Here is a 15,131-nt window from a genome sequence, read left to right as displayed (position 1 = left end):
AAGCGTGCGAGGGCCTGCGAGAGCGTGCGAAAGCGCGCGACGGCGTACAGAGAATGCGAGGCGGCCCAAGTCGGGCCGAGGGGAAGCCGGTTGGTGCTAGCGGGTCAGTGCGTCGAGCGCCGTCTCCGTGATGGCCTCCAGGGTGGCCCGGTCGGCGCCGCCCTGCGCGGCGACCCGCATGCCGCCGATGACGGCGTTCAGGAAGCGGGCGAGGTCGGCCGCGTCCCGCGGGGACGTGATGTCGCCGCTGCTCTGTCCGGCGCGGATGGTGTCCTGGAAGGCTGCCAGGCGTACCGCGAGGTCGCGTGCGAGCAGTTCGGCGGCCGCGGGGTCGCGCCCCGCGAGTTCCACGGTCGTGTTGACGGTCAGGCAGCCGATGCTGTGCCCGTCCTCGCGGCACTCGAACTCGGAGTCGACGATCCGCGCGAAGAGGGCGCGGATGCGCTCCATCGGTGAGCGTTCCGTGTCCGTCATGATCTCGATCTGGGTGGCGGTCATGGCGTCCATGTAGCGGGCCAGGGCCCGTTGGAACAGGTCGTGCTTGCTGCTGAAGGTGTTGTAGATGCTGCTGCGGCCCAGGCCGGTGGCGTCGCACAGATCCTGGGTCGAGGTGGCCTCGTAGCCGTTCGCCCAGAAGGCGCGCATCGCCGCGTCCAGGGCCCGTTCCTCGTCGAAGGTTCTCGGTCGGGCCATGTCGGTACCGTACAGGTTTTGGAACGGGCAGTGCAATACGAGCGATCGGCATCGCGTTACCAGTTAAATGGGATTACTGGTAACGCCAGAATCCAGGACGAGGCAGCGAGGCGCGTACCCCTACTCGCGGGAGGTACCCGGTGACCTGCCAACTGGCGGAGAAGTTCGACAAGTTCGCGAAGTCCGAGAAATGCGAGACGTCCGACGGATACGTGAGGTGGGCGTCGTTCGGTGAAGGGGACCCGGTCATCCTGCTGCACGGCTCCCCCTTCTCGTCGTACATCTGGCGCGAGATCGCCCCCGCCCTGGCCCGCACGCGCAAGGTCTACGTCTGGGACCTGCTGGGCTTCGGCCGGTCGGAGCAGCGGGACGGCCAGGACGTCGGCCTGGCCGCGCAGGGCAGGCACTTCGCCAGGTGACGCTGGTCGACGCGGTCGGCGGCGGCGCGTGGGGGACGGGCTACTTCAAGCTCATCCGCGACAACGCGCACGTCTTCGAGCGGCTGCCGGGGTACGCCCATGAGGCCCTGGTAGCCAGCCACCTGCGCCACGCCACGCACACCGGATACGGTCCCGGCGTCCTCGACGCCTACCTCGCCCCATGGCGCGGCGCCCGGGGCCAGGCCGCGTTCTACCGGCAGTACCGCCAGTTCGCCCAGTCCCAGACGGACGAGATCGAGCCCCTGCTCGGCGAGGTGTCCGTGCCGACCCGGATCATCTGGGGCCGTGAAGACCGCCTGCTGCTGGGGGAGTTCGCCGCATTCCTGCGGGCGCGAATCCCGCACGCCGAGCTGATCTGGCTGGACGGCGCGGGCCACACCGTCCAGGAGGACGCGCCGGCGCGGCTGCTCGCGCATCTGGAGGCGGACTTCGTCGGGCAGGTCCAGGGGCAAGAAGGCCGGGTTCGAGGAATATGCGGACATCCGGCGTAGCTGGTAATGATCACGAACCCTGCCCCAAAGAGAGGCTGTGCACCGGCACCAGCCCATGAAAGGGAAGAACTTGTCCACCAAGACCCTGCGCATACCCACCAGCGACGGCCAGGCCGACGCCTTCGCCGCCTTCCCCGACGACGGCAAGCCGCACCCGGGGGTGCTGCTGTACATGGACGCCTTCGGTCTGCGGCCCGAGCTGGAGGAGAAGGCCCGTGAGCTGGCGGGGCACGGGTACTACGTACTCGTCCCCAACCTCTACTACCGGCAGGGCCCGACACCGGTGATCGAGCTTCCTGAGCACATCGGAGACGACGACCGCCCGGCGATCTTCGCCCAGTTGATGCCCTTGATCGAGGCGCACACCACCGAACGTGCCCTGAGTGACGCCGACGCCTACCTCAGGTTTCTCACCGCCCAGCCAGAGGTCAGTGCCGGACCGGTCGCCACGATCGGCTACTGCATGGGCGCCGGCCTGGCGATGCGCACCGCGGCGGCCCACCCCGGCCAGGTGGCCGCCGTCGCCGGATTCCACCCCGGCTTCCTGGTCACCGACGCGCCCGACAGCCCGCACCGCCTGCTCTCCGAGCTCACCGCGGAAGTCCACATCGGCCTCGCCGTGAACGACTTGTCGCCCGAGGCCCTCGATGACCTCAACGGAGCCTTGGACGCCGCGGGTGTCGACTACACCACCGAGATCTACCCCGATACCGTCCACGGCTTCACCATGTCCGACACCGACGCCTTCAGCGCCGCCGCACTGCAGCGCCACTGGGACCGCCTGCTCCCCCTCCTCGAGCGCACCCTGACCAAGGGCTGAGGGCTGCCGTTACGTCCACTCCACCGCGAACGCACGCGCCGGGTTCGTCGTCAGGATCTGTTCCACTACGCCTACTCCTGAGGTGAGTTGGAGGCGTGGGCGCACCCGGCGCAGCAGATGCGGCATCCCCGGTCCGCCGTTGACCGACCGCGCCCCTGCCGTCGTCGTGTCGCCGCCCAGGAGCAACTGATCGGCGAACCCGGCATCGGCCAGGGCGCGTACGGCGTCCGGCATCCGCCAGTCCGTGGCGTGGTGGGCGCGGGAGGGGCCGTCGAAGGCGAGATGCGCGCCCGCCTTCGCGGCCTCCCGGTGGGCGGTGAGGTCGGGGGAGCGGTTCAGATGGCCGAGGATCACCCGGGCGGGTGGGACGCCCAACTCCCCGCACAGGACGTCGAGTACGTCCAGGGCGCCGGTGCCGAGTTCCAGGTGGACGGCGACGGGCGCACCCGTCGCCCGGTGGGCCTCGGCCGCGGCTTCCATGGTCCAGCGCGCGTGTGCGTCCAGGCCGTGGAAGCCGCCCGCGACCTTGATGAGCCCGGCGCGCACGCCCGTGTCGCCGATGCCCTGCGTCAGTTCCCGTATGAACAGGGCGCCGAGGTCGGCGGCGCGCAGTCGGGCGAGCAACTCCGGTGCGTAGTGCGCCGCTTGGTGCAGTCCCGTCGCGGCGACGACCTGTACGCCCGTCGTGCGGGACAGCTCGGGCAGGTCTCCGGCGTGCCGCCCCATGCCGTACGGAGTCCACTGGACGAGGCTCCCGCCGCCCGCCGCCCGGAACGCCCCGAGTTCGCGCGCCGCCTCAGCGGTCGAGTCGAGTTCCTGGCCAGGAAGTTGAGGGCTGGTCAGGTAGAGGTGGTCATGGGCGTCGCAGATGCCGAGCGACTCGGGGGCGACGTCCCCGAGGACCGTGCGGACCGTTCGGACCGCGCTCACCACTGCCGGCCCCGGGGAAGCAGGTCCCGCTCCGGTGCCGACAGGTGCAGCACCTGGAATACATCACCCACCCCTTTGGGAGATTCGTGGTCCCAGACGGAGAAGTGCAGTGCCTCCCAGGTGCGTGGATCGATGGACACGGCCGCGTAGATGTTCCCGTCCTGGCGCGCCAACCGCTCGGCCTCGTGGGCGAGTTCGGCGGCCAGAGGGCCCAAGGGCGTGCGGTCGGGGATGCTCATCCGGCGGCGTATCGCGGCGCGGGCGGGAGCGGCGGACGCGATCCCCTCCGCGAAGGCCAGACCCGTCCAGTGCTGCACCTCGGGGCGGCCGAAGTCATCGACGATGCCCTGGAATCCGGGGCCCCAGAGGAAGGAGTTCATGCCCTCGGGGGTGTTCCACAGATAGAACGGCGCGTACTGGTTCACGGGGGAGTCGTCGACACCGCGCTCGCGGACCAGGTACGCCTTGGCACCGAGCCCCGGACAGTCGTCCAGGAGGTGCCCCTTGGCGGCCACGCGGTCGCGGATGATCCCCATGTCGTAGTCGGCCGGCAGCGTGATCTCGTACTGCATCGCGTGCATGGTCAACGGGTCCTTGTCCGGAGGAGCTGGAGGAGGGAGAGCAGGCCCCGTACGCCGGTGTCGAAGGCCGCGGGCGAGCCGTCGGCGCGGGCCAGCACATAGCCGCCCTGGACCGTCGCGACGACCGCCGCCGCGATCTCCCGCGGATCGAGCGCGGCCGCGAACTCGCCCTGTTCCTGGCCCTCTTCGACGATTCCGGCAAGACGCCCCCGCAGCCAGTCGAGCGTCTCGGTGACCGGCGCGCGCAGCTCGTCGCTCGCGATCACGTCCGGGTCCATCGTGAGGCGGCCGACCGGGCACCCGCGGAGGACGTCGCGCTCGCGCAGCAGGTACGCCTCGATGCGCTCGTACGCCGATCCCTCGCCGCCCAGGACCGCGTCGGCGGCAGCGCGCAACTCCTCGGCCGTACGCCGGATCGCGGCGAGCGCGAGGTCGGGCTTCCCGGCGAAGTGGTGGTACATGCTGCCCTGCCCGGCCCCGGCGTGCTGCTGGATGGCCTTGGGGCTGGTGCCGACGTAGCCGCGCTCCCACAGCAGCTCGCGGGTGGACTCGATCAGGCGCTCCGGAGTGCTCATGAACGCACTGTACATACTAGTAGGTACAGAGGTCCAGGCTTCCCCGGGGAGCAGTGCCGGGGACCGCTCGTACTCCCCGCGTGGTACGCGAGCTGCCGCTGGCCGTACGACGACTCGGACCCCCTCGGAGAGCGAATCTCGATACATCGCACAGACATCGCGAACCGCATCGTGCGGACATCGCGGATCCGCTTCCGAGGAGATGGACACCATGCAGACCCTGGCTCACTTCGACGGCGGGCCCGGCCCGTGGATCCTGTTCTTCCCGCTCATCTGGGCAGCCGTCGTCATCGGCGGCATCACCCTGCTGCGCCGCACCGTGTGGCGTGGCCGCCGCGCGCCGTGGCAGCGCGACGGCCGCGACGCGAACGTACGCATCGACGAGCAGTCGCCCATCGCCGTGCTCGGCCGGCGCTTCGCGGCCGGTGAGATCGACGAGGACGAGTACTGGCGGCGGCTCTCCGTCCTGAACGAGGAGTTCGGCCGCACCTCCAAGGGCGGTGCGGCATGAGCACCGCCACCGGACAGCGCACCGCCACGCTCGACGCGGCCCGTGTCACCGAGGCCGTCAAGGTCTACGGCAGCGGTGACACCGCCGTACGGGCCCTGGACGGGGTGAGCGTCGGCTTCCCGGCAGGACGCTTCACCGCGATCATGGGCCCGTCGGGCTCCGGCAAGTCCACCCTGATGCACTGCGCCGCGGGCCTCGACACCCTCACGTCGGGCACCGCCCACATCGGCGACACCGAGCTCGGCGCCCTGGACGACCGGCGTCTCACGCTGCTGCGCCGCGACCGCATCGGCTTCGTCTTCCAGGCCTTCAACCTGGTGCCGACGCTGACCGTCGCTGAGAACATCACGCTCCCGATGGACCTGGCCGGACGGCGCGGCGGACAGGAGTGGACCGACGCCCTCATCGACGTCGTCGGCCTGCGCGACCGACTGCACCACCGGCCCGCCGAACTCTCCGGCGGACAGCAGCAACGCGTCGCCGTGGCGCGGGCGTTCGCCGGGCAGCCCGATGTCGTCTTCGCCGACGAACCCACCGGCAACCTCGACTCGCGCTCCGGCGAGGAGGTCCTGCGCCTGCTCGGCCGCGCCGTACGGCAGATGGAGCGCACCGTCGTCATGGTCACCCACGACCCGGTGGCCGCGGCCCACGCCGACGAGGTCGTCTTCCTGGCCGACGGCCGGCTCGTGGACCGGATGGCGGCCCCGACCGCGGACAAGGTCCTCGACCGGCTCAAGGCCTTCGACACGAAGACCGCGAAGACCACGAAGACCGCGGAGACCTCGTCCGCACCCGGTACCGAGGGGGCACCGTCATGAGTTCCCTGAGCGCGTCCGCGCGCATCAGCCTGTCCTCGCTGCGCGGCCACAAGCGGCGCTTCGCGGGTACGTTTCTCGCGGTCATGCTCGGTGTCGCCTTCCTGGCGGGCACGCTCGTCATGGGCGACACCCTGCGCGGCAGCTTCGACACCATGTTCGGCAACGCGACCAGCGGCACCGACGCCGTGGTCCGCAGCGCCGACACCATCACCACCCCCGACGACAGCCAGGGCACCCGGCAGCCCGTCAAGACCTCGCTGGTCGAGAAGATCGAGCGGACCGACGGCGTCGCTGCCGCCGCGCCCAGCATTCAGGGCGCGGGCCAGCTCCTGGGCAAGGACCGCGAGCCCATCGGCGGCGAAGGCCCGCCGACCCTCGCCGGCAACTGGATCGCCGACGGCAAGCTGAACGCCTACCAGCTGGCCGACGGCCGCGCCCCCGCCAAGTCCGGCGAGGTCGTCGTCAACCGCGGCGCCGCCGAGTCCGGCGACCTGAAGATCGGCGACACGACCACGCTGCGCACCCCCGACCCCGTCAAGGTGACGATCGTGGGCCTCGCGACCTTCGGTGGCGAGGACGGCATGGCGCAGACCACCTTCACCGGCATGACGCAGGCCGACGCGGAGAAGTACCTCACGCCGAAGCCCGGCGAGGCGGCGTCCATCCAGGTGCGGGCCGGACCCGGCGTGAGCGAGCAGGAACTCGTCGACGCGCTGAGTCCCGTACTCCCCAAGGGAGTTGAGGCGATCACCGGTGAGGCGTCGGCGGCGGAGAACACCGACAACATCTCCGGCCAGTTCCTGACGCTCTTCACCAGCTTCCTGCTCGTCTTCTCCGGTGTCGCCCTCCTGGTCGCCACCTTCAGCATCCACAACACCTTCGCGATCGTCGTCGCCCAGCGCACCCGCGAGAACGCGCTGCTGCGCGCGCTCGGCGCCTCGCGCCGCCAGGTCACCGCATCCACCCTCGTGGAGGCGGGCGCGGTCGCCGTCGTGGCGTCGGTGGCGGGCCTCGCGGGCGGCATCGGCATCGCGGCCGGCCTCCAGGCGCTCTTCCCGGCCATCGGATTCCCCTTCCCCGAGGGCGACTTGGTGATCAGCGGCCTGTCGATGCTGCTGCCCCTGGCCGTCGGCATCGTGGTCTGCCTGGGCTCCGCCCTGCTGCCCGCCGTCCGCGCCGGGCGCACCGCACCCCTGGCCGCGCTGCGCGAGACGGCCGTCGACCACTCCGGGGCCTCGCGTGGGCGTGCCGTCACGGGCGCGGTCCTGGCGCTCACCGCCGTCGGCCTGTCCCTCTTCGGCGTCCTCGTCAGCCCGTCCGTGTGGCTGGCAGGGGCAGGGGCGGTCCTCGCGCTCGCCGCGTTCGTGGTCCTCGGACCCGTCGCCTCCTCGCGGGCGGTACGTATTCTCGGCGGGCCCCTGGACCGGCTGCGCGGCGTCACCGGCGGGCTCGCCCGGCGCAACGCCCTGCGCAGCCCCAAGCGGACCGCCGCCACCGCGAGCGCGCTGATGATCGGCGTCGCCGTCGTCTCGCTCTTCACGGTCTTCGGCGCCTCGCTGAAGGCCACCATGGACCAGACGGTGAACCGCTCCTTCGCCGGCGACCTCGCCATCAGCACCCCCGGCTTCGGCGCCGGCGGCAGCGGACTCAGCCCCAAGCTGGCCCCCGCGCTCGCCGGGCAGCCGGAGGTGGAGACCGCCGTCGGCCTGGGCAAGGGCGCGGCGGAGGTCAATGGGGAAGGGCGCGCGCTGACCGTCACGGACCCCGGCCCCTTCGCCAAGTCCTTCGACCTCGGCACGATCGAGGGCTCGCTCGACGGCCTCGGCACCAACGGCATCGCGATCACCCGCGCCGAGGCGGAGAAGCAGGACCTGAAGGTCGGATCGAAGGCGGAACTCGCCTTCGCCGACGGCAAGAAGGCCACCTTTTCCGTCCGTGCGCTGTTCGGACAGTCGGAGCTCGCGGGGGACTACGTCATCACCCGTGAGGCCTGGGCGCCGCACCGCATGCAGGACGCCGACAGTCTTGTGTCCGTCACGTTCAAGGACGGCGTGAGCGCGAGCGACGGCGAGGCCGCGGTCTCCAAGACCGCCCAGGAATACGGCAATCCGGACGTACAGACCCGGGGTGAGTACGCGCAGTCCGCGGCGGGCGGCATCGACATGATGCTCACGCTGGTCTACGCCCTGCTCGCGCTCGCGGTCCTGATCGCCCTGCTGGGCATCGCCAACACGCTGACCCTCGCGATCCATGAACGTACCCGCGAGCTCGGTCTGTTGCGTGCCGTGGGGCAGACGAGGGCGCAGCTGCGGGCCATGGTCCGCTGGGAGTCGGTGCTCGTCGCCGCCTTCGGCACGGCCGGCGGCCTGGCGCTCGGCGGCTTCCTCGGCTGGGTCCTGGTCAAGGCATCGGACGGCGCGACGAGCAGTGCCTTCGCGTTCGCGGTGCCGCCGGTGCAGCTCGTGGTGGTCGCCCTGGTGGGCCTGGCGGCGGGAGCCCTCGCGGGCCTGCGTCCGGCGCGGCGGGCCGCACGCCTGGACGTGCTGCGTGCCATCGCCACCGAGTGACGTACGACGTCACGGACGCGGGGCCTGTCACCGCCCGGTCAGCCGACAACGGCCGACCGGGCGGGAGCATGTCCGGGCGCGTCGGCCAGGGCGTCCGGCGCGCCGGTGTCCAGGTCCGCGAACGGGCCCGCCGTGGCCGCCCCGTACACCGGGTACGTGGGCAGCGCGGCCGCCTGGGACGGGGCCGGAAGGGTGAACCAGACGACCTTGCCCGTCTCGCCGTGCGGGCGTACGCCCCAGCTCTCGCTGACCGCGGCGACCATGGCGAGGCCACGTCCGCAGGTCTCGAACGGCTCGGCGTCGTTCACCTCGGGGAGGCGGGGGTCGTGGTCGTGCACGGAGACCGTGAGGCGGTCGAGCAGCAGCTCGATCTCCACGGTGCACACCTTGTCCGGCTGTGCGTGCCGGTGCACGTTGGTAAGCAGCTCGGTCACACCGAGCGCGGCCTGGTCTATCAAGGGATCGAGATGCCAGTAGCGCAACTGCGCCGATACGATTCTGCGGACCTGGCCGATCCGCGCGGGCAGAGCCTGGAGCTCCACCGTGCAATACCTGCTTGGCTGGCTGATCACGGCTGCGACTCCCCGAATTACGGTCCGGAAGAAGACGACGATCGGATCCAGCAGCGGCCGCGTGGTCTGCCGCCTGCTGTGTGGCCGGCGGGCTGGTTCGCAGCGTCATCGCCGGTAAACCCAGAGTGATGTGTGACCAGAGTGACTCAGGGGGTGCGGGCGTGCAACTCGCACCCTGCCCCGCGTGCGCTCCGGTCCCGCTCAGTCCCGGGGCTGACGGCCTGAGGCCCTGCGCACCGCGTCGATGAACTTGCGCACCGTGGGCGGACCCGCCGCGCCGGGCGCCGGATCGTGGTCGGCGAGCGTGAGCCGGTAGCGCGTGCCGTTCAGTTCGGCCAGTGCCCGGTCGTCCGCGGCGAACCACGGCTTGGCCGCGCGCACCGTCTGCACGGGGGCGCTGTCGATCTCCCTGCCGTAACTGGTCAGCAGCTCGAACCTGCCGTCGCTGATGCGGACTTGACCGGCCCGGGTGAGGGAGCGCAGCCGCCGCCCGATCCGTACGCCTGTGGCCGTGAACTCCGGCTCCGCCATGACGTTCCGCCCCCTTGCGCTTTTGTTTGTTGTCGGGCTGTCGCTCCGTACGGGACCGCCGTCCCGTGCGGTGCAGTCTGCACGCACCCGGCGTCGAGCACCAGTGCGTATGAAGACGCCGGCACAGGACGGAGCATCCTGCCTCCAGTGTGCCCCGCGTACGCGTCCAGTAACTGCGCCAGGTGTGCCTTTGAGCTGCTCAAAGGTGTGTTTATGCAGGTGAGAAGCGTGTGGAAGGTGCTTATGATCGAGGTGTCCGGCCGGCTGTGAGCGTGGCCGGCCCGACCCGGAGGAGCCACGCGGTGAGCACCACACAGCAGGATCGAGCCGACGAGCCGATGGCCACGCTCGACGTCGACCGCAGCGACGCGGAGTACCGCGCCTGGCTCAAAGAGGCCGTGCGCAAGGTCCAGGCCGACGCCAACCGCTCGGCCGACACCCACCTATTGCGCTTCCCGCTCCCGGAACAGTGGGGCATCGACCTGTACTTGAAGGACGAGTCGACCCACCCGACCGGCAGCCTCAAGCACCGCCTGGCCCGATCCCTCTTCCTGTACGGCCTGTGCAACGGCTGGATCAGGCCGGGGCGCCCGGTCATCGAGGCGTCCAGCGGCTCGACGGCCGTCTCCGAGGCGTACTTCGCGAAGCTGATCGGGGTGCCCTTCATCGCGGTGATGCCGCGCACGACCAGCGCCGAGAAGTGCCGACTGATCGAATTCCACGGCGGCCAGTGCCACTTCGTGGACGACTCGCGCACGATGTACGCCGAATCGGCCGCCCTCGCCGTCGAGACCGGCGGCCACTACATGGACCAGTTCACCTACGCCGAGCGGGCCACCGACTGGCGCGGCAACAACAACATCGCCGAGTCGATCTACCAGCAGATGAGGCTGGAGCGCTATCCGGAGCCCGCGTGGATCGTCGCCACGGCGGGCACCGGCGGCACATCGGCGACCATCGCCCGCTACGTCCACTACATGCAGCACGACACCCGGCTGTGCGTCGCCGACCCCGAGAACTCCTGTTTCTTCGACGGCTGGACCCACCACGACCCGGACGCCACCAGCGACTGCGGCTCCCGCATCGAGGGCATCGGCCGCCCGCGCATGGAGCCGAGCTTCGTGCCCGGCGCGATCGACCGCATGATGAAGGTGCCGGACGCGGCGAGCGTCGCCGCCGTGCGCGCCCTGGAGCAGGCGATCGGCCGCAAGGCGGGCGGCTCGACCGGCACCGGCCTGTGGAGCTCCCTGAAGATCGTCGCCGAGATGGTGGCGGCGGGACGCACGGGCAGTGTCGTCACGCTCATCTGCGACCCGGGCGACCGCTATCTGGACAAGTACTACTCGGACGCGTGGCTGGCCGAACAGGGGCTGGACATCACGCCGTACGCGGCCGCCATCAAGTCGCTGCTCGCGACTGGCACCTGGGCCTGAGTGCTCCGCTGGGGGACCGGTGTTTGTCTGCGGGCCGGATGTGGCTGGTCGCGCCCCCGCGGCGGAGCCGCACATGTCGCAGCCCCGCGCCCCTTCGGGGGCACATACTCAGGCGTTCGCCGCCGCCAGGCGTCGGTCCAGGGCCGTCACGGCGTCGCGGAAGGCGCGGCTCATGCCCGCCCTGCCCAGCTTCATGGCGAAACGGAAGGGAGCCGCGCCGTCCGCGGCGAAGGTCCACTGCACGCGGGTGCCGGTGCCGGCCGGGGTGAGCTGCCACTCCTCCAGGAGGGCGCGCAGCCCCGGCGCGTTCGTCTCGTCGACCCGGTAGGCGTACCGCTGCGCCGGCTCGGCCGCCACGATCGTCTCCCGGAAGCGCGTGCCGCCCTTGAGCCGGACCTCGCGGCCCGCCCCGCCGCCGGTGGGGCGGCACAGGGTGACCGCGGTGAACCACTCGGGCCAGCCCGTCACGTCGTCGGCGAGGGCGCCGTACACCGCATCGGGGGCGGCGGCCACCTCGCGGGCGAAGACCAGACGCAGCGGTGCGGACTCGGCGAACTCGAGCCCCACGGGCCTCAGTCGGCGTGCCATCGAACTCAGCCCCCAAGCGGAATCGGGTGGTTGACCGGCCATCGGCACCATAGCTGATGAGCCGTCAGATGTCTGCGGCGTACCCGCCGCCCTCCTCGGGCTCCTCGGCCTCACCCGTGATCACCAGGCGCCGCAGATGTTCGGAGATCTCCGCCCGCGCCTCCGCGGGCAGCCCGGCATCCGTCACCAGCGTGTCGACCTGCGCCAGCGTCGCGAACGAACTGAGGCCCACCGTGCCCCACTTGGTGTGGTCGGCGACCACGATGACGCGCCGCGCCGACTGCACCAGACGCCGGTTGGTCTCCGCCTCCGCGAGGTTCGGCGTGGACAGACCGGCCTCGGCCGATATGCCGTGCACACCCAGGAAGAGCACATCGAAGTGCAGCGCCCCGATCGCCTGGTCGGCGACCGGACCCACCAGCGAGTCCGACGGGGTACGCACCCCGCCCGTGAGGACCACGGTGGCCGCGCCCTGGCGCTGGCCCGAGGTGCGCTGCGCGGCGTGGAAGACATCCGCGACCCGCACCGAGTTCGTCACCACCGTCAGGTCCGGCACGTCCAGGAGATGGTGCGCCAGCGCGTACGTCGTCGTGCCCCCGGAGAGCGCGATCGCGGTGCCCGGGGCCACCAGGGACGCCGCGGTGCGCGCGATGTCCTCCTTGGCGGTCAGCTCAAGGCCCGACTTGGCCTCGAACCCCGGCTCGTGCGTGCTCGCCTCGGCCACCGGGACCGCGCCGCCGTGCACCTTCTCCAGGACGCCCTGGCGGGCCAGCGCGTCGAGATCGCGGCGGACCGTCATGTCCGACACGCCGAGCTTCCGCGTCAGTTCATTGACCCGGACCCCGCCCCGGCGTCGTACCTCGTCGAGGATCAGGGCGCGGCGCTGCTCCGCGAGGAGGTTCTGATTCTCACTCACGTCAGGTCCGGCCCCTCTGCCTCGTCACATCTGTCGCGCCCGTCGAATGCGCTGTTCTCATCCTCCGCGCCGCCTCATCCTCGCATGTGCCCACGACAGCCTGCCCACCGCCCGACCGGCCGCGCTCGCCCGGAACGGGGAGATTACGTGACGGGGGGTGCGCACGGGGCGACGAGCCGAGATCCTGGTGTCCTGACCACGCGCATCGACACTGACCACGCGCAACGGGGGATGCAGAACAGTGGAGCGCTCGACAACAGAAGACTCTGCGGCAGAAGACCCGACAACGGAAGTCCCGGCGGCAGCAGGCCCGGCGACAGAAGACATGGCTCTCGAACTCCTCGTCCACGGAGTCGGGGGCACCACACCGGAAGAGATGCTCGGCGACCCCAGGACCGTGCGGGTCTCCGGCGACGCGACCGCGGCGGTCTTCCGGCGCACCGAGGACGAGGACGCCGAGCGACGCCCGGACGACTACCGGGGCAAGCCGGTCCCCGAGGCGTACGTATGGTGCAACCTGACCTCCGGCAACGGCTCACGGGCCCTCTGGCTCCTGCTGCTGCCCTTCATGGTGGTCAACCTCGCGCACTGGATGCGCCCCACCTCGCGGCGCAGGAAGAAGACCGTCCGCACCTACGGCCTCCTGGTACGCCTGACCGGACTCACCCTCACCGTGCTCCTCGTCGCCGCCGCCTGCGAGGTCGCCATCGACCTGACGGCCTGGCAATGCGCGGGCACGCCCGAGTGCGCCGAAGGCCGCTCCTGGCTCGGCTTCCTCGCCACCGACGCCTCGGGGCACGGCGGCTGGTGGTCCCAGCCGGGGCGGCGCCTCGCGCTCGCCGCCCTCGTGCCGACCGCCCTCACCGCCCTGCTCTGGTACCTCTCGCACCGCACCTGGAGCGCGTACGAGTCCCAGACGCCGCTGCCCCACCAGCGCGACCCGGAGGAGGATCCCGGCCGGACCGCGCTCGGCAGGCCCGGCTTCTGGTACGGGCGCCGCCTCGTGGCCCGGCTGCGCGCCGCGCACACGGCCGCGGGCTTCCTCACGGTGGCCGCCGCGGTGGGCACTTCGGCCGCACGCCACGACCGGCGGGGCGGCGGCCCCGCGCTGCTGGACGTACTCGGCTGGATCCTCGACGGCACGCTCGTCCTGGGGGCGTGCCTCGTGGTGTGGGTGGTGTGCCGCAGGGGCCGCAGCGAGAACAAGCTCGACCGGCACCTCGACGAGAAGCTGATCCGCCGCCTGCCGCTCGGCGCGCTCAGCCTGCTCGCCCTGACCCTGCTGTACGCGGGCTTGTCACGCCCCGAGTGGACCTCCCAGGGCCGGCTGCCCGGCGACGCGACCTTCGGCGGCATCGCCCTGGTCCAGGGCATCCTCGTCGTCGCGCTCGCCGTGGTCGCCCGCATCCTGTACGGCACTGCCCCCGACACCCGCACCGCGATCCGCGGCTTCGGCGGCCCCGCCGTCGCCATGCTGGCCTGCGCGCTCGGCGGAGTGATGTCCGGCGGCGGCGCCCAGCGCGTAGCCGACTGGCTCGACGGATCGGGGCAGCCCGGCGCCGGCGGCACGATCGACGGCCCGCCCGTCCTGCTGACCTGGCAGGCGTCCGTGATCCCGCCCCTCCTGGTGGTCGTCGCGGTGCTCTGCGGCTGGCTGGGGGCGCGCACCGTACGGCTCAAGCGCCGCGAGACGGCGAAGGTGACCGACGACTACGCGGGCGAACCGGAGGACGCGGCCCGCACCCGCCGCATCGCGAGCACACGCGCGCGTGCCTCCCTCACCGACCGGGCGCCGCGGATCGTCGGCATCACATCGGCCGTGACCCTGTTCCTCGGCGCCGCCGCGCTCGTCGGGGCCTGGCTGACGGAAGAGGTACCGGGGGAGGCCGCCGAGGGGCTGCCGGCCTTCTTCGAAGGGGCCGCGCAGACCTCCCAGTCGCTCGGCTCCTGGCTGATCGGCCTCGGCTTCATACTCTTCGTGACCTGGGGCCGCCGCGCCTACCGCGACCCGTCTGCCCGCCGGACCATCGGCATCCTCTGGGACGTCGGTACGTTCTGGCCGCGCGCCGCCCACCCCTTCGCGCCCCCCTGCTACGCGGAGCGCGCCGTGCCCGACCTCACCTGGCGGATGCACACCTGGACCCGCCAGACGCGCGCCGAGGGCGGCAGGCTCGTCATCTCCGGGCACTCGCAGGGCAGCGTCCTGGCCGCGGCGGCCGCCTGGCAGCTGTGGCCCTCTGTACGTAAACGGGTCGCCCTCCTTACGTACGGCTCGCCCCTGGAGCGCCTCTACGGCCGGTGGTTCCCGGCCCACTTCGGTCCCGCGGCGCTGAGCTCCCTGCACCGCGAGGTCGACTGCTGGCGCAATCTGCACCGCACCACCGACCCGATCGGCGGCCCCGTGCGGGTACCCCCCGAGGACGAAGGACCACAGGTCGACCGCGACGCCCTCAAGGACCCCCTGGCCTACGGACGCACCGAGGAACACCCGCTGCCCGCGCCGATCCTGGGCCACTCCGACTACCAGGCCGACCCGGCGTTCGCCGAGGAGCGGGCCCGCCTCCTTGCCCGGCTCAAGCCGGGGGGGGGCCGGCGCGGCCCGGGCGCGCGGCGGGCGCCCCGGCCCCCCAGCCCACAACGAGAAAAAAACAGCGGCGGGCGTGGG

At 71.6% G+C, this 15,131-nt stretch carries 14 protein-coding genes and 1 pseudogene; 7 read left to right on the top strand and 8 right to left on the bottom strand.

Annotation, left to right across the window (positions count from 1 at the left end):
• Nucleotides 1-96: 96 nt before the first annotated feature.
• Complete coding sequence (locus ACFWY6_RS00370; protein WP_266869475.1) at nucleotides 97-693, bottom strand: TetR/AcrR family transcriptional regulator; 597 nt, start codon at nucleotides 691-693, stop codon at nucleotides 97-99.
• Between the two features lie 152 nt (nucleotides 694-845).
• Here ACFWY6_RS00370 and ACFWY6_RS00365 point away from each other — a divergent pair.
• Together ACFWY6_RS00365 and ACFWY6_RS00360 are read left to right on the top strand one after the other, a co-directional pair.
• A pseudogene (locus ACFWY6_RS00365) lies at nucleotides 846-1,624 on the top strand (alpha/beta fold hydrolase).
• A 70-nt stretch (nucleotides 1,625-1,694) separates the two neighbouring features.
• Nucleotides 1,695-2,444, top strand: a complete 750-nt coding sequence (locus tag ACFWY6_RS00360; protein WP_384684340.1) for a dienelactone hydrolase family protein — start codon at nucleotides 1,695-1,697, stop codon at nucleotides 2,442-2,444.
• A gap of 9 nt (nucleotides 2,445-2,453) precedes the next feature.
• On the opposite strand, the gene ACFWY6_RS00355 is transcribed toward ACFWY6_RS00360, so the two are convergent.
• The 3 genes from ACFWY6_RS00355 to ACFWY6_RS00345 are packed head-to-tail and all read right to left on the bottom strand — an operon-like array spanning nucleotide 2,454 to nucleotide 4,545.
• Entirely contained in the window at nucleotides 2,454-3,377 is a 924-nt protein-coding gene (locus ACFWY6_RS00355; protein WP_384684337.1) for a phosphotriesterase, read from the bottom strand.
• Entirely contained in the window at nucleotides 3,371-3,955 is a 585-nt protein-coding gene (locus tag ACFWY6_RS00350) for a DUF4865 family protein (protein ID WP_384684334.1), read from the bottom strand. Before ACFWY6_RS00350 ends, ACFWY6_RS00355 begins: the two co-directional genes overlap by 7 nt.
• 2 nt (nucleotides 3,956-3,957) lie before the next feature.
• Nucleotides 3,958-4,545 (bottom strand): TetR/AcrR family transcriptional regulator, encoded by a 588-nt coding sequence (locus tag ACFWY6_RS00345; RefSeq protein ID WP_384684331.1) that lies wholly within the window; start codon nucleotides 4,543-4,545, stop codon nucleotides 3,958-3,960.
• Between the two features lie 196 nt (nucleotides 4,546-4,741).
• Between ACFWY6_RS00345 and ACFWY6_RS00340 the strand changes: the two genes are divergently transcribed.
• The 3 genes from ACFWY6_RS00340 to ACFWY6_RS00330 are packed head-to-tail and all read left to right on the top strand — an operon-like array spanning nucleotide 4,742 to nucleotide 8,426.
• Nucleotides 4,742-5,041, top strand: a complete 300-nt coding sequence (locus ACFWY6_RS00340) for an SHOCT domain-containing protein (protein ID WP_384684328.1) — start codon at nucleotides 4,742-4,744, stop codon at nucleotides 5,039-5,041.
• Complete coding sequence (locus ACFWY6_RS00335) at nucleotides 5,038-5,859, top strand: ABC transporter ATP-binding protein (protein WP_384684325.1); 822 nt, start codon at nucleotides 5,038-5,040, stop codon at nucleotides 5,857-5,859. The genes ACFWY6_RS00340 and ACFWY6_RS00335 overlap by 4 nt, the downstream gene beginning before the upstream one ends.
• 5 nt (nucleotides 5,860-5,864) lie before the next feature.
• Nucleotides 5,865-8,426, top strand: coding sequence for an ABC transporter permease (locus tag ACFWY6_RS00330; protein ID WP_384684465.1), 2,562 nt, complete (start codon nucleotides 5,865-5,867; stop codon nucleotides 8,424-8,426).
• A gap of 38 nt (nucleotides 8,427-8,464) precedes the next feature.
• On the opposite strand, the gene ACFWY6_RS00325 is transcribed toward ACFWY6_RS00330, so the two are convergent.
• Nucleotides 8,465-8,998, bottom strand: coding sequence for an ATP-binding protein (locus ACFWY6_RS00325; RefSeq protein ID WP_384684322.1), 534 nt, complete (start codon nucleotides 8,996-8,998; stop codon nucleotides 8,465-8,467).
• 201 nt (nucleotides 8,999-9,199) lie between these two features.
• Nucleotides 9,200-9,529 (bottom strand): hypothetical protein, encoded by a 330-nt coding sequence (locus ACFWY6_RS00320; RefSeq protein WP_384684319.1) that lies wholly within the window; start codon nucleotides 9,527-9,529, stop codon nucleotides 9,200-9,202.
• A 338-nt stretch (nucleotides 9,530-9,867) separates the two neighbouring features.
• Between ACFWY6_RS00320 and ACFWY6_RS00315 the strand changes: the two genes are divergently transcribed.
• Nucleotides 9,868-10,962, top strand: a complete 1,095-nt coding sequence (locus ACFWY6_RS00315) for a PLP-dependent cysteine synthase family protein (RefSeq protein ID WP_384684462.1) — start codon at nucleotides 9,868-9,870, stop codon at nucleotides 10,960-10,962.
• Between the two features lie 108 nt (nucleotides 10,963-11,070).
• Here the strand turns inward: ACFWY6_RS00315 and ACFWY6_RS00310 are convergent, their stop codons facing one another.
• The gene (locus ACFWY6_RS00310; protein WP_384684316.1) at nucleotides 11,071-11,550 is read right to left on the bottom strand and encodes an SRPBCC family protein; all 480 of its coding nucleotides are present in this window, start codon (nucleotides 11,548-11,550) and stop codon (nucleotides 11,071-11,073) included.
• Between the two features lie 64 nt (nucleotides 11,551-11,614).
• On the bottom strand, nucleotides 11,615-12,466 hold the full coding sequence (locus ACFWY6_RS00305; protein WP_384684314.1) for a DeoR/GlpR family DNA-binding transcription regulator: 852 nt from the start codon (nucleotides 12,464-12,466) through the stop codon (nucleotides 11,615-11,617).
• Nucleotides 12,467-12,791: 325 nt separating this feature from the next.
• Here ACFWY6_RS00305 and ACFWY6_RS00300 point away from each other — a divergent pair.
• Nucleotides 12,792-15,131 (top strand): hypothetical protein (locus ACFWY6_RS00300; RefSeq protein ID WP_384684311.1); only part of this gene is annotated, 2,340 nt, incomplete at its 3' end.

This window comes from Streptomyces sp. NPDC059037, from assembly GCF_042740015.1.
Classification (GTDB): domain Bacteria; phylum Actinomycetota; class Actinomycetes; order Streptomycetales; family Streptomycetaceae; genus Streptomyces.
Note: the sequence above shows the minus strand (reverse complement) of the source record. Positions and strands in the feature narration are given on the sequence as shown.